We start from the raw sequence: 13865 nt of genomic DNA, 5'->3' as shown, positions 1-13865 counted from the left end.
ACTGCGATTAATCATGTTTTCAAGAATAATTAAAATATTATAATGCCTATCTTTGCGCTTCAATAAACGAAACCATGATTATAGTAAAAACAGCTGAAGAAATTGAATTGATGCGTCAAAGCGCACTTGTTGTATCTAAAACTTTGGGTATGCTAGCCAAAGAAACTAAAGAAGGTGTAACCACAAATCATTTAGATAAAATTGCTGAAGAATTTATAAGAGACCATGGTGCCTTACCAGGTTTTAAAGGTCTTTACGATTGTCCTTCTACGTTACTTTGTAGTGTAAATGAAGCCGTTGTACATGGTTTACCTACAAATACACCATTAAAAGATGGCGATATTGTATCTATAGATTGTGGGGCTTTTATGAATGGTTTTTATGGTGATCACGCCTATACTTTTGAAATTGGTAATGTAGACGAAGCCACTAAAAAATTAATTCAAACTACCAAAGAATCGTTATACGTTGGTATAGAGCAATTAAAAGTTGGAAACCGTGTTGGTGATGTAGGTTTTGCTATTCAAAAATATTGTGAAGCAGAAGGCTATGGTGTTGTTAGAGAATTAGTTGGCCATGGTTTAGGTAGAAAAATGCATGAAGATCCAGAAATGCCAAACTATGGAAAAAGAGGTCGTGGCAAGAAATTTATTGAAGGTATGGTTGTAGCTATTGAACCAATGATAAACATGGGAACTCATAAGGTTAAACAACTTAGTGATGGTTGGACGATTGTAACACAAGACGGAAAACCAAGTGTTCATTTTGAACACGATATTGCCATTGTAGAAGGTAAGCCTGAAATTTTATCAACCTTTGGTTACGTGCATGAAGCTTTAGGCATTACATCTAACGAAGAAGACGCATTTAGACAAAACGCTTTAGTACTTTAATTACTATTTATGACGATAGATTACTTAGAAAAAGAACTAGTATCATTACGAGAAGAATTAAACAATCATAAATTATATAGCACCTTATCTTCTATTGAAGATATTAGGGTTTTTATGGAACAGCATGTTTTTGCAGTTTGGGATTTTATGTCTTTGTTAAAAGCACTTCAAAATCATTTAACTTCAACAACATTACCTTGGATACCTGTTTCTAACCCTTCTACATCTCGTTTTATAAATGAAATAGTACTTGGAGAGGAAAGTGATATTAATGAACTTGGCAAGCCTAAAAGTCATTTTGAAATGTATTTAGATGCCATGAAACAAATTGGTGCTAATTCCCGTCAAATTGAAGAATTTATTGTTCAAATTAAAAATGGTTTATCCATAAAAGATGCAATTGAATCAGTTAGCTTATTACCAGAAACAGCTACATTTATCAACTTTACTTTTGATATTATTAATACTAACCAGCCGCATAAAATAGCATCTGCTTTTACATTTGGACGCGAAGATTTAATCCCAGATATGTTTTTTCAGATTATAAACCAATCTAAAACTAGCGACACCTGTTACAGTAAACTAACCTATTATCTTAAAAGACACATAGAATTAGATGGTGACGAACATGGACCTTTATCCTTAAAAATGATTGAAGAACTTTGTGGCAACGATTCTTCAAAATGGAATGATGCTATAGAGGTTGCTAAAAATGCTTTGCAAAAACGGATTTTACTTTGGGATGGTATAGAAGAATTAATAAATTCTAAAAAACTAATTGAAATGTAGACTTTTGAAAAAGCTATTCAAAATTATATTAAACACCATCCCGAGACCTTTATTAATTAGGCTAAGTTACCTTGTTAGACCTATTATGGCTTTCTACTTAAAAGGAAACAAATACACAGATCCAATTGATGGTAAAAGTTTTAAATCCTTTTTACCTTATGGTTATGGCCAACAAAGACCTAATGTACTTTCGCCTTCTACCCTCTCTTTAGAAAGGCATCGTTTATTATGGCTCTATCTTAACAATGAAACTGATTTTTTTAAGACCAATAAAAAAGTGCTTCATTTTGCACCAGAACAGTGTTTTTTAAAACGTTTTAGAAAACTTACAAATTTAGATTACACCACTACAGATTTATTATCTCCAATTGCAGATGTAAAGGCAGATATTTGCGACCTCCCTTTTGAGGACAATAGTTACGACATTATTCTCTGTAACCACGTTTTAGAACATATTCCAGATGATACTAAAGCCATGCAAGAATTATACAGAGTAATGAAACCTGGAGGTTATGGCATATTTCAAATTCCTCAAGATTTAACTAGAGCAGAAACTTTTGAGGACGATAGCATTACAGATAAAGCAGAACGCGCCAAAATTTTTGGACAATATGACCACGTTCGTGTTTATGGTAGAGATTACTTTGATAAACTTAGAAGCATAGGTTTTAAAGTTGAAGAAATAGATTATACTGCTTCACTCTCCACGGAGAACATTACAAAATATTGTTTGGCTGATGGAGAAATTATTCCTGTTGTCTATAAATAAATTAAAATATGGCTCAATACATTATAATTACGACAGGCGCACTTTTTGGTATGCTATCGGTTATTTTTGGCGCTTTTGGCGCACACGCTTTAAAGAAAATTTTATCTACTGACCAACTACATAGTTTTGAGGTTGGTGTAAGATATCAAATGTATCATGCCATTGTTTTATTGCTTCTTGGTTTTAATGATGAATTTGTGACAAAAGCCATCTATTGGTGTTTTACTTTAGGTATTGTACTTTTTTCTTTTAGTATTTACGGTTTGGTTTTAAGTGATGCAAAAGGAAAAAAACTAAAGTTTTTAGGCCCTATTACTCCTATTGGTGGTTTGCTACTGGTTGTAGGTTGGCTGTTATTGATTTTTCATTTTATATAAAAAAAAAGCTGCTCTACCCTAACCTAGAACAACTTTTTTATAATTAAGTGTTAATAGCACACTCACTTACTTAGAAACAGAAGTTTTTGATAGGTCACAAAAAAAAATGATTTATTATTATTTTTTTTTCGAGTATTAATTTTTGGTCTCTGAGATAAATAATTTCTGATTTAATAAAGCATTTTCACCAAGAATTAAATAATCTTTTCCTTCTCTATTTTGTAGTATATTGTAATAACCATCTGCTTGCTTTACAAATCTAGACGTGCCAGAATATTTACCATTTTCGTTATTGTTTGTTTTTCTTTTAACACCATCTGCATCTAACCAAAATCGTTTATCACCTTCAATTAATTCAAAATTTCCATCACAGAAACCGCCTAAATAATTATAATACTGAACATCATAGATCTTACCATTAGATGTGTTTAAATATCCATAACGCTTGTTGTTATCATCATATAATTCATAAATATCAGCACCAATATTTTGCCCTAAGATTAACCACATTTTATTGATTCGGATTTGTTCATCTTTGTACTTTTCTATAATGTCATTCTTTTTAAGTTCTTTTAATAAATCTTTTAATTCATTTTGTTTTACAAACGACTGCTTTTTTAGATTATAGATATAAGCCTTGCCAGAATTATTAGGATAGGTTACTAATATACCATTAGCTCTTGGTTGCATAACTTGTCCATAATGGGAAGAATTAGAATTAAATACAGATACATTTGGCAATAAAAAACCTGTCTTTTCTGCGCAATTATAGGCATAAATTTTTGTTGGATTTTTTGGTTTATCTAACATTAAAAAATAGCCATCATAAGTGATGAAGTGGTTAAAATCTTGGGGTTTTTCTATCACAATACCATTATCATCCATTAGACCTAACTTGCCATCTTTAGCGTAAATTGCTAAATTGTATTTATTAAACTTATAAATACTGTCTATGTCTACCATGTAGGCCTTAGATTTCTCTAGCCAAAGATTATTAAGTGAATCTAAACGTCTTGCTTCTCTTTCTTCTTTTAATCTTTGAATCTCTAAAGCTTTTTGCTCCTCAATATGCTTATCAATTTCTTCTTGGATATTAACAAACATCTCTAACATAGACTGATATTCTTCTTTAGATTTATCTGTTTCTAAATCAAAATACCATCTGGCATAAGAGCGCGCTTCAAAAAATTGTTTGTGTTCATAATATAAATAGGTTCCTAATTTTGCAACTCGGCTATTAGGTATGCTATCCATGTATTTTAGCGCTTTATTGAATATTTCTAATGATTTATCCAATTCTGTATCGATAAAAAGCGCTTCGGACCGGTTTATGTAGACTTCTGCAATTTCACTATTAGTTTGTGTAAAACTTAGAATTGGAAATAGGAACAAAAAATAGAGAGAAATACATCTAAATTTCATAATAAATGGTGAATTGGTTGGTGTTCAATTAGTTACTTTCAAACTAATAAAAAAATAAAATTATTTATTAATTTTTTCGACACCTTACCAAATAATATAGATATAATGTAATCCTTTGATTTAAAACTTTTTCTATTATTCTTAAAAACTATTTAAACTAAGTGTTTTTAACTCACTATTCTCATCTTCATAAATGAAATAAACCCTTAATTCTGGATGTGAATTTAAGAACCTCTTTACAGTTTCTATACCCATGGCTTGAAATGCTGTAGCATACCCATCTGCCGTCATACAATCTGGTGCTATGACCGATACACTGAGGATATTTGTTTTAGTAGGGTAACCTGTTTTTGTGTTAATAATATGTGCGTAACGATTACCATTATCATCTACTTTAAATTTTCTGTAAGTACCAGATGTTGCTAAACTTTCATCTTTTAAGGTTAAAACTTTTGAGTAGGTTTGCTGCCCATCAAAATTAGGATCGTCAATACCTATTGTCCAACCTTTTTTACTTTCAATATTTACACCAGCTGTTCTTAAATCTCCTCCAATATCTACTAAGTAATCGGTTATACCTTTAGATTCTAAAAAATTAGCAATAACATCAATACCATAACCTTTAGCTATGGCATTAAACTCTAAGTAACTTTCTTTGTGCTTTTTTATGTGCCCATTAACTAACCCTACTTTATTGAAACCTACAAATCGCATTAAACTATCTATAGTAACACTATCGGTTAAAAACTTGTTCTTTTCTGCACCAAAATTCCAAGCATTAACAACATTTCCAATAGTTGGATCAAACACTCCTTCGGTTTTTCTGTAGATGATTTTGGAGGCTTTAAATACATTTTGAAAATGCTGATCTACTTTGGTTAATTCATTTCTATTAAGCTTAGATATATCCGAATCTTCTATATAAGTAGAAAGCGACCTGTTGACCACTGCAAATAAACTATCAAACTGTTTTTGATAATTAACTGTTTCATCAGAAAAATATTGAATATTATAATTGGTCCCAAAAACAGAACCAGTGAGTTTTATATTTTTTGGCTCTTGCTGACAAGAAAACGCTATAACTAATAGATATAGACAAATTATTTTTTTCATAAGTTTTAAATTAAATTCTTGAGATAAACCTGCTACGTAAATTATTAGAAATTAATTTAAATTCATATCTATAACTTGTACACCATTGTACTCTATGAGATACTCTTGGTTTAAATATAGAGGTAAATCTTCACCATTAGGATTTCCAAGTCCTACACCTGCATATAAAACCTTAGCATCTTTTTCGTAAGCATGTTTTTTAAAGGTTTCCATCCAAACAATGTCATAATTATTAGGGTTTTCTGGTAATATCACAGCTCTAACTACTACAAAAAAGTATTGGTTATTTTTATCTACACACACAAATTGTGGATGACGTTTAAGCTTACTATTTATGGCTACAAATTCAAAACCACGCGCTTCTAGGTCTTTACCAACATGGTTCATTGCTAAATTATGTACTTCTTGAGGTGTCAATGGTTTGCTCATAAAACAAAGATACAAAGTTGCTATTTAAATCTTACAAACTTGGCGCTTTCAAACATGTAATTAGAGACAGAAATTGCTGCGTCATCTTTTAATTTGTACCATGGAGAATTGTTAGAATCTTCTAAATTCTTAACCAAATGTACACTCTGAGCTGGTGTATTTCCTTGAAAAAGTAAAAATATTTTTTCTCCTCTCTCATTTACAGCTTCATCACAAATCATTACAATATGCCCTGGACTTCCTCCTTTTATAAGCATATCTCCAATTTTTAAATCTTTAGCTTTAATAGATTTTAATTCATTGTAGAGTGATAAAGTCCCAGAGTACGTATATATTAAATTTAAGTATTTATAAAAGTTTGCTTTGGAGGAATTAGCCGAAGCTGTTTTATGAAATGTAACCTTATTACCTTTTATCTTTGGTCTATAACCTTGGGCATATTTTAACCATGAGCAATTGTGACCAGACGTAAAATTAAAACCAATTTCGGCTTTTCTATTGTGATCCCAAAGATATTCACTACGTACCCTAATTAATGCATCTGCACATTGCTGTAAGCCATTTTTAGGAACAGGTATTTCTAAAATACCAACATGTCCGCGTTGCCAGAAATATTTGGTATCATCATAATTAATAATTTTACTTCCAAAAGTTTTTAATTTATAGTTTCTTAGATATTCTTCAAAGCTACCCTTTGCATACAATACGCGTTTATAACCAACCGGTACATTAACCCTTGTTTTTATGGTTAAACTATCCTTATTTAATAATTCTGGTGTCTCAATTATTGAAACTACAGTTTCCGCAACTCTTTTCACCGGTTTAAACTGATATGCTAACAATACAATTGTAAATAGAGATAATAAAATAAGTAATATTTTTTTCATGAAGATTAAATTTCAAATTTTAGAACAAAGACATTCAGTCACTTAACGGAATAAACTCACTAATTGTTATATAGTTCTTAAATTTACCACAAATTGATTTTATAATGAAAACCCAATCACTACTATACTATAATTGTATACTCATTTCTATTCTACTACTAAGTTGCCAGAACAATAATAAATTACCAGATCCATTAGAAGCCGGCTGGCAAGGTGATGCTGTATGTGAAGTTGTTGAAGAAAACCAAAAACTCAGAGTACTTAAATGTACTTTTAAACCCAATGTAGGACATGAGAAACATTACCACAATCCTCATTTTGGTTACACACTATCTGGTGGCAAATTTAGAATAACCGACACCTCAGGCACAAGAGAAGTAAATGTGCCAACGGGTTACAGTTTTAGAAAGGATGAGATAACAACACACGAAGTTTTAAACATTGGTAATACAACAGCTGTATTCTTAATTATGGAGTATAAATAATTTTTTATATCTTTTATCTTGAAATGATAACAGATAAATTATGACAAACTCTATTCGTTTTGATCATGCAATTAATAAACTTTATAATGCTTTTCACAATAAAACACTAAATCCTGATGATTGTAAAGCTTGTGCTGTAGGCAACATTTTAGATAATAGTGACCGTTGGAAACACTTAACAGACAAACATGGCTCAATACAATTAAATTACGTTGGAATGGTGCATCAAAATCTTGGAAGAAAATTTAATGGCTATTCACCAATAGAGTTACTCACTATAGAACATACGTTTCTAAAAGGTTGCCAATATTATACTACTAAAGAAAACAGATTATATAAGCCAACTTTAATTAATGACTCCATTTTATTTGAAGGTTTGTGCGAAGTTGTAAAAATACTATGCCAACTAGAAGGCATAGAAAATGTAATGGATTGCTCAGTTCTATTTAATTTTGAAAAACCTGTATTACAATTACAATTCCAAGAATAACTTAAAACTCATGGCAGAATCTAATAAAAAAAGCCAACTCTAATTGAGTTGGCTTTTTTATATTTAAAAGGTTTAGATTAACCTCCAAAGTCATCAAATCTAATGTGCTCATCCGGAATACCGAAATCTTCACCCATTTTCTGAACAGCCTGGTTCATTAATGGTGGTCCACAAAAATATAATTCAATTTCTTCTGGCGCTTCATGCTTAGATAAATACTGGTCAATCACTACTTGGTGAATAAACCCAGTAAATCCATCTCCAGATTCATCGTTAATATCTTCTTTTAATTTCCAATTATCAGCTTCTGTTGGATCAGATAAGGCTATATAGAATTTAAAGTTCGGGAAATCTTTTTCTAAGGCTCTAAAGTAATGGATATAGAATAATTCTGCTTTAGAACGTCCACCATACCAATACGTTACTTTACGACCTGTTTTTAAGGTTCTAAATAATTGGTATAAGTGAGAACGCATTGGAGCCATACCAGCACCACCACCAACGTATAACATTTCAGAATCAGACTCATTAATAAAGAATTCTCCATAAGGTCCCGAAATAGTTACTTTATCACCAATCTTTTGGTTAAAAATATAAGACGATGCTACGCCAGGATTAACATCCATCCATCCACCTTTTTCTCTATCAAAAGGCGGTGTTGCAACACGTACATTTAGCATAATTTTTCTTCCTTCTGCTGGATAAGAAGCCATAGAATAAGCTCTTTCAACTAATTCGTCGTTCTTCATTACTAGAGGACGTAAACCAAATTTATCCCAATCTGCCTCAAACTTATTTGGTTCTCCAGGATGATCTTCAGGATGTGCCGTAATATCCATATCTGAATATTTAATCTCACATTCAGGAATTTCAATTTGAATATAACCACCTGCCTTATAATTCATATCTTCAGGAATCTCAACTACAAATTCCTTAATAAAAGTTGCAACATTATAGTTAGAAACAACAGTAGCTTCCCATTTTTTAATACCAAATACTTCTTCAGGAATTGTAATTTCCATATCCTGTTTTACTTTCACTTGGCAAGATAAACGTGCTCCATGTGCTAGTTCTTTTCTAGTAAAGTGAGGTGTTTCTGTTGGTAGTGCTTCTCCTCCACCAGATAATACATGACATTCACATTGAATACAAGTACCACCTCCACCACATGCAGATGGCAAAAATATCTTTTGGCTACCTAAAGTACTTAATAATGTACCTCCAGAGGCAACTTCTAATTCTCTTTCACCGTTAATTTTTATAGTAACAGGACCAGATGGTGATAATTTTTGTTTTACAAATAATAATAATGCTACTAACAATAGTGTTACCAATAAAAAGGCGACAACTGTTGCAACTATAGTACCGATTGTACTTGCGGCTAATATAATCATATCAATCAATTACTTGTTTGTATTTTCAGCTATTTCTAAGTCAGACTTAAGATGAGCTTCTTCTTTATTAATATCTTCTTTTATAACTTCTATTTTAGCTGAATTTTCTTCTGGCTTAGCTTCTTCATCTCCACCAGTTAACATTCCTCCAAAACTCATAAAACCTATGGCCATTAACCCTGTAATAATAAAAGTAATACCTAAACCTCTAAGTGCAGGTGGTACATTACTATATCTAATTTTTTCTCTAATTGCAGCAATTGCTAAAATTGCTAAAAACCAACCAATACCAGAACCAATACCGTAATTCAAGGCTAAACCTAAGGTTGCTATTTCTCTAGATTGCATAAATAATGAACCTCCCAAAATAGCACAGTTCACAGCAATTAATGGTAAAAATATACCTAATGAGTTATATAAAGATGGTGAAAATTTCTCTACTATGATTTCAACTAATTGTACCATTGTAGCAATTGTTGCAATAAACATAATAAAAGATAAAAAGCTTAAATCATAACTAGCATATTCATCACCTAACCATGATAATGCTCCTGGCTGCAATAAATACTGATCTAATAGCCAGTTTAAAGGTACTGTAATTGCTAATACAAAAATTACAGCCGCACCAAGACCAACAGCAGTTGATACTTTTTTAGAAACCGCCAAGTAAGAACACATTCCTAGGAATGTTGCAAATACCATGTTGTCTATAAATATTGATTTGAAAAATAATTCTATATGTTCCATATTCTTTTAGTTTTCAGTCTCAATCTCAATTCACAGTTACTACTGATTACTGGGATTATAAACTGCGTACTTTTTAGTCTTCTATTAACGCTTTGTTTCTACTTCTTTGAATCCAAATTATGATACCAACAACAATTAATGCCATAGGTGATAATAACATAAAACCGTTATTTTCATAACCAATTGCATATAGTCCTGTTTTTTCTATTGGATCACCTAAAACTTTAAATCCTAATAATGTACCAGAACCTAATAGTTCTCTAAAAAATCCGACTATTATAAGTATTAAACCGTAACCAGCAGCATTTCCAATTCCATCTAAGAAGGATCTCCAAGGTCCATTACCTAACGCAAAAGCTTCAAAACGTCCCATAATAATACAGTTGGTAATAATTAATCCAACAAATACAGAAAGTGTTTTACTTAGCTCATAGGCGTAAGCTTTCAAAACTTGATCAACAATAATTACTAAGGCAGCGACAACAACTAGTTGCACAATAATTCTAATTTTTGAAGGAATAATATTTCTCATTAAAGAGATCACTACGTTTCCTATACCCAAAACAAATAATACCGAAACTGCCATTACAATAGAAGCTTTTAGCTCTGCTGTAATTGCTAATGCAGAACATATACCCAGTACTTGTATGGTAATTGGATTATTATCTGCTAATGGATCTAATATTAAATTGGCGTCTTTTTTTGATAAAAGTCCCATAAATTATTTTTTTAAAGTTTTAAAATAAGGCCAGTATAGCTTCAAATCCTTACGAATCATTGCTGTAACACCATCACCTGTAATAGTAGCACCTGCAATGGCATCTACTTCGTTATCTGTTTTATCTAAATTTTTTGGATCGGCATTTCCTTTAGCAACTGTAATACCAGCAAAATTACCAGATTCATCTAATAAATGCTCTCCAATAAAATCGTCCATAAAGAAACGTTGCTTAATGTTTGCACCTAAACCTGGTGTTTCACCTTTATGATCAAAATAAGCACCTTGTACAACCATATTTTCATCCATTGCAACATAAGCCCAAATAGCATCCCAAAGTCCTTTTCCTCTAATCGGTGCTATATAAAATGTTTTACCATCCTTTTCACCTATAAATAAAGGTAAACTTCTTGTACCGCCAGATTTAGCTTTTGTTTGCTCCTTTTTCACATCAATTAAATAAGCCTGATCATTTTCAGTAGCGCTACCATTTTCAATAACAATTTGCTTCTTTATATATTTAGAAAACTCTCCTGCAACTTTATCTGTTGATATAAAAGTAGCACTTCCTTCATCATTATCATTTACTCCCATAGCATACAGAATATTCTGTTGCTTTTCCATTCGCTCATTTTCAGAAATTGTAGGCTTTAATGAAGCTGCTGTAAATGCTAATAAAGAACCTACTATTAAAACCATCGCAATGGCAAAAATTATAGTATATGAATTTTTATCTGTTCTATTTTCCATCGTTATGCAACTTTAGCTTTTAAACGTTTCATTCTTTTCTTTACATTTCCTTGTACCACATAATGGTCAATTGTTGGTGCAAACACATTCATTAATAATATAGCTAACATTACACCTTCTGGATATGCCGGATTGAATACACGAATCATTATAGAAATAAACCCTACTAAGAAACCATATATCCATTTACCTTTTGTTGTTTGCGAAGCTGTCACAGGATCAGTAGCCATAAATACAGTACCAAAAGCAAAACCTCCAATTAGTAAGTGATGCCAAAACTCTGTACTCATTAATCCGTAAAACTTGCTAGATTCAGTAATCCAACCAGAACTTACAACAGCATTAAATATTAATCCCATTACTAAAGCACCCACTACAGATGACAACATAATTCTCCAACTTCCAATTTTGGTGAAGATTAAGAATAATGCACCTAATAGTATTAACAAGGTAGATGTTTCACCAACAGAACCAGGAATTAAGCCATAAAACATATCCATTACCTCGTAACCTGCTGCTTTACCTTGTGCTAAACTACCTAAGATTGTTTCACCAGAAATAGCATCCACATTTTGACCTGCTGCAATTAATTGATCTTGCTCTACTGCGCCATGTACCCATACTTTATCTCCAGACATCCATGTTGGATATGCGAAGAATAAAAATGCACGTATGGTTAATGCAGGATTAAGAATATTCATCCCTGTACCTCCAAAAACTTCTTTACCTATAACAACACCAAAAGCAACTGCTACGGCTAACATCCATAATGGTGTATCTATTGGTACTATTAAAGGCACTAACATACCTGTTACTAAATACCCTTCTTCTACTTCGTGACTATTTTTAACGGCAAAGAAAATCTCTATTGCTAAACCTACTACGTAAGATACAATTACTAGAGGAATTACTTTCCAGAAACCAACTAGAAAATTATCTAATGTCCAAAATTCTGCGCTAAAAAACCCATTTGTAGCCTGTTGAATTTCTCCAAAAGCAAGATGATGCTGATACCCAGCATTAAACATACCAAATATTAAACAAGGAACCATTGCCATAATAACAGTGTTCATTGTACGCTTTAAATCATCGGCTGCTTTTATATGAGTACCATTATGTGTGGTCTCATTAGGTAAGAATAAAAACGTATGTATTGCAGAAAATGCTGGCAACCACTTCTTATCTTTATTCTTTTGTCTAAAATTATGTAAATTTTGTTTTAAACCCATTATCCTATTTCTTTTAGCATTAAGTCTAATCCTTCTCTTATAATTTTTTGATGTGGCTGCTTAGAAACACAAACAAATTCTGTTAGTGCAAAATCTTCTGGTGCAACCTCGTACATCCCTAAAGCTTCCATTTCATCTAAATCTTGATACATACAAGCTTTTAAAATCTGCATTGGGTAAATATCTAAAGGAAATACTTCTTCGTATGATCCTGTTACAACAAATGCTCTATGCTCTCCGTTTGTATTTGTATTTAAATCGTATTTTTTCTTAGGAGTTAACCAAGAAAATGTTAACGCTCTAGACGTAGAAATCTTATTAAATACTGGCTTATTCCAACCAAACAACTCGTAATCATCTCCTTCTGGTATAACTGTAATTACATTACTATAGTAATCTAAGTGACCATCTGGAGCTACTTGCTTACCTGTTAAAACATTCCCAGAGATTATACGATCATTACCATCTCTCTCTACACCATTATCATAGACCATAGTTGCTATTTCAGCACCCAACTTAGTTTTAAAATATCTTGGCTTTTTAACGGAAGAACCCGCAAATGCAACAATACGCTCTGCGTTAAATTTACCAGTTAATAATAATTCTCCTATTATTACCAAATCTTGTGCATTAACCGTCCAAACTATTTCACCTTTATTAATAGGATCAACCTTATTAATTAAAGTACCTACATTTCCAGATGGATGTGGGCCAGAAACCTTATGAGTAATAGTGTGTTCTAAATTTGCTAAAGGCGAATTAGATGTTTTACCTACAGACACATGCACACTACCTTCTGTTAATTTAGACAAAGCAGTAACTGCCGCTTGCAGCTCGGCTTCTTTACCAGCTAAAGTATAATCTAAATCTGCAGCTAAAGGCGCGCTTGCGTAACCTGAAACAAATATAGCTTTTGGCGTGTTATTTGCATTTGCAATAACATCATAAGGACGTTGCTTTATAAAAGACCAACAACCTGTAGCTAACAAATGTGCTTTGGTTTTTTCTGCATCAGAAGTTAAATCAAACTTACCGTAATCAATAAAAGTTTGTTCTTTATCTGCTAAAATTTTTATAGCGTCTATACGACGTCTTGGTCCACGTTGTACTTCTGTAATTTCACCAGATACAGGTGACACAAATTTCATAGCCTCATTATCTTTATTATAAAATAAAGTCTCACCCGCTTTTACTCGAGTACCTTCTTTGGCTACTAATTTTGGAATAATACTGTGGAAGTCTTCAGGTCTTATAGAATAGGAATTACTAATTATAGCATTTTCCGTAGCTTTCTCGGCTTCACCGACCAACTTTATATCTAAACCCTTTTTAATTTTGATGTCCTTTGACATATACTAAAGATTAGTTATCTA

General features: G+C 32.0%; 16 protein-coding genes. 6 read left to right on the top strand and 10 right to left on the bottom strand.

The genetic code is table 11. The annotated features are described in order from the left end of the window. Nucleotides 1–74 precede the first annotated feature (74 nt). From map to GN138_RS05725, 4 genes are read left to right on the top strand one after another with little or no spacing between them, the layout of a single operon-like run. A complete protein-coding gene (gene map, locus GN138_RS05740) occupies nt 75–893 on the top strand; it encodes a type I methionyl aminopeptidase (protein WP_157362839.1) in 819 nt (272 codons plus the stop codon). A 9-nt stretch (nt 894–902) separates the two neighbouring features. Next, nucleotides 903–1682 carry a DUF3050 domain-containing protein gene (locus GN138_RS05735; protein WP_157362838.1) on the top strand — a complete coding sequence of 260 codons (780 nt, stop codon included), beginning with the start codon at nt 903–905 and terminating at the stop codon, nt 1680–1682. A 4-nt stretch (nt 1683–1686) separates the two neighbouring features. After that, a complete protein-coding gene (locus tag GN138_RS05730) occupies nt 1687–2451 on the top strand; it encodes a class I SAM-dependent methyltransferase (protein ID WP_157362837.1) in 765 nt (254 codons plus the stop codon). Nucleotides 2452–2459: 8 nt separating this feature from the next. Next, nucleotides 2460–2828 carry a DUF423 domain-containing protein gene (locus GN138_RS05725; protein ID WP_157362836.1) on the top strand — a complete coding sequence of 123 codons (369 nt, stop codon included), beginning with the start codon at nt 2460–2462 and terminating at the stop codon, nt 2826–2828. A gap of 135 nt (nt 2829–2963) precedes the next feature. Here the strand turns inward: GN138_RS05725 and GN138_RS05720 are convergent, their stop codons facing one another. The 4 genes from GN138_RS05720 to GN138_RS05705 all read right to left on the bottom strand — a co-directional run bounded on the left by GN138_RS05720 (nt 2964) and on the right by GN138_RS05705 (nt 6679). Then, nucleotides 2964–4250, bottom strand: a complete 1287-nt coding sequence (locus GN138_RS05720) for a hypothetical protein (protein WP_157362835.1) — start codon at nt 4248–4250, stop codon at nt 2964–2966. Nucleotides 4251–4391: 141 nt separating this feature from the next. Beyond that, nucleotides 4392–5363, bottom strand: coding sequence for an FAD:protein FMN transferase (locus tag GN138_RS05715; protein WP_157362834.1), 972 nt, complete (start codon nt 5361–5363; stop codon nt 4392–4394). 51 nt (nt 5364–5414) lie between these two features. After that, the gene (locus GN138_RS05710; RefSeq protein ID WP_157362833.1) at nt 5415–5792 is read right to left on the bottom strand and encodes a Na(+)-translocating NADH-quinone reductase subunit F; all 378 of its coding nucleotides are present in this window, start codon (nt 5790–5792) and stop codon (nt 5415–5417) included. A 20-nt stretch (nt 5793–5812) separates the two neighbouring features. Next, the gene (locus tag GN138_RS05705) at nt 5813–6679 is read right to left on the bottom strand and encodes a DUF4846 domain-containing protein (protein WP_157362832.1); all 867 of its coding nucleotides are present in this window, start codon (nt 6677–6679) and stop codon (nt 5813–5815) included. Between the two features lie 104 nt (nt 6680–6783). Here GN138_RS05705 and GN138_RS05700 point away from each other — a divergent pair, with 104 nt between their 5' ends. After that, nucleotides 6784–7164 (top strand): cupin domain-containing protein, encoded by a 381-nt coding sequence (locus GN138_RS05700; protein ID WP_157362831.1) that lies wholly within the window; start codon nt 6784–6786, stop codon nt 7162–7164. Nucleotides 7165–7204: 40 nt separating this feature from the next. Then, the gene (locus GN138_RS05695) at nt 7205–7654 is read left to right on the top strand and encodes a Na(+)-translocating NADH-quinone reductase subunit F (protein ID WP_157362830.1); all 450 of its coding nucleotides are present in this window, start codon (nt 7205–7207) and stop codon (nt 7652–7654) included. A 77-nt stretch (nt 7655–7731) separates the two neighbouring features. On the opposite strand, the gene nqrF is transcribed toward GN138_RS05695, so the two are convergent. The 6 genes from nqrF to GN138_RS05665 form a co-directional block, all read right to left on the bottom strand. Next, nucleotides 7732–9045 (bottom strand): NADH:ubiquinone reductase (Na(+)-transporting) subunit F, encoded by a 1314-nt coding sequence (gene nqrF, locus GN138_RS05690; RefSeq protein WP_317162719.1) that lies wholly within the window; start codon nt 9043–9045, stop codon nt 7732–7734. A 12-nt stretch (nt 9046–9057) separates the two neighbouring features. Beyond that, complete coding sequence (gene nqrE, locus GN138_RS05685) at nt 9058–9795, bottom strand: NADH:ubiquinone reductase (Na(+)-transporting) subunit E (RefSeq protein WP_157362828.1); 738 nt, start codon at nt 9793–9795, stop codon at nt 9058–9060. A gap of 73 nt (nt 9796–9868) precedes the next feature. Continuing rightward, nucleotides 9869–10513: an NADH:ubiquinone reductase (Na(+)-transporting) subunit D gene (locus GN138_RS05680; RefSeq protein WP_157362827.1), complete on the bottom strand. Its 645-nt coding sequence runs from the start codon at nt 10511–10513 to the stop codon at nt 9869–9871. Nucleotides 10514–10516: 3 nt separating this feature from the next. Beyond that, entirely contained in the window at nt 10517–11263 is a 747-nt protein-coding gene (locus GN138_RS05675) for a Na(+)-translocating NADH-quinone reductase subunit C (RefSeq protein ID WP_157362826.1), read from the bottom strand. A 2-nt stretch (nt 11264–11265) separates the two neighbouring features. Next, the gene (locus GN138_RS05670) at nt 11266–12492 is read right to left on the bottom strand and encodes an NADH:ubiquinone reductase (Na(+)-transporting) subunit B (protein ID WP_157362825.1); all 1227 of its coding nucleotides are present in this window, start codon (nt 12490–12492) and stop codon (nt 11266–11268) included. Further along, nucleotides 12492–13844 (bottom strand): Na(+)-translocating NADH-quinone reductase subunit A, encoded by a 1353-nt coding sequence (locus GN138_RS05665; RefSeq protein ID WP_157362824.1) that lies wholly within the window; start codon nt 13842–13844, stop codon nt 12492–12494. Before GN138_RS05665 ends, GN138_RS05670 begins: the two co-directional genes overlap by 1 nt. Between the last annotated feature and the right edge of the window lie 21 nt (nt 13845–13865).

Origin of the sequence: Winogradskyella endarachnes (assembly GCF_009741275.1) — a bacterium.
GTDB lineage: Bacteria > Bacteroidota > Bacteroidia > Flavobacteriales > Flavobacteriaceae > Winogradskyella > Winogradskyella endarachnes.
The sequence above is the reverse complement of the archived record's forward strand: the minus strand, read 5'-3'. Positions and strand labels throughout refer to the sequence as shown.

Coding starts and splice junctions, on each gene's coding strand:
- nqrE (WP_157362828.1), bottom strand. CDS start 9,795: ATGGAACATATAGAATTATTTTTCAAATCAATATTTATAGACAACATG.
- GN138_RS05670 (WP_157362825.1), bottom strand. CDS start 12,492: ATGGGTTTAAAACAAAATTTACATAATTTTAGACAAAAGAATAAAGAT.
- GN138_RS05695 (WP_157362830.1), top strand. CDS start 7,205: ATGACAAACTCTATTCGTTTTGATCATGCAATTAATAAACTTTATAAT.
- map (WP_157362839.1), top strand. CDS start 75: ATGATTATAGTAAAAACAGCTGAAGAAATTGAATTGATGCGTCAAAGC.
- GN138_RS05680 (WP_157362827.1), bottom strand. CDS start 10,513: ATGGGACTTTTATCAAAAAAAGACGCCAATTTAATATTAGATCCATTA.
- GN138_RS05675 (WP_157362826.1), bottom strand. CDS start 11,263: ATGGAAAATAGAACAGATAAAAATTCATATACTATAATTTTTGCCATT.
- GN138_RS05735 (WP_157362838.1), top strand. CDS start 903: ATGACGATAGATTACTTAGAAAAAGAACTAGTATCATTACGAGAAGAA.
- GN138_RS05725 (WP_157362836.1), top strand. CDS start 2,460: ATGGCTCAATACATTATAATTACGACAGGCGCACTTTTTGGTATGCTA.
- GN138_RS05705 (WP_157362832.1), bottom strand. CDS start 6,679: ATGAAAAAAATATTACTTATTTTATTATCTCTATTTACAATTGTATTG.
- GN138_RS05720 (WP_157362835.1), bottom strand. CDS start 4,250: ATGAAATTTAGATGTATTTCTCTCTATTTTTTGTTCCTATTTCCAATT.
- GN138_RS05715 (WP_157362834.1), bottom strand. CDS start 5,363: ATGAAAAAAATAATTTGTCTATATCTATTAGTTATAGCGTTTTCTTGT.
- GN138_RS05700 (WP_157362831.1), top strand. CDS start 6,784: ATGAAAACCCAATCACTACTATACTATAATTGTATACTCATTTCTATT.
- GN138_RS05710 (WP_157362833.1), bottom strand. CDS start 5,792: ATGAGCAAACCATTGACACCTCAAGAAGTACATAATTTAGCAATGAAC.
- GN138_RS05665 (WP_157362824.1), bottom strand. CDS start 13,844: ATGTCAAAGGACATCAAAATTAAAAAGGGTTTAGATATAAAGTTGGTC.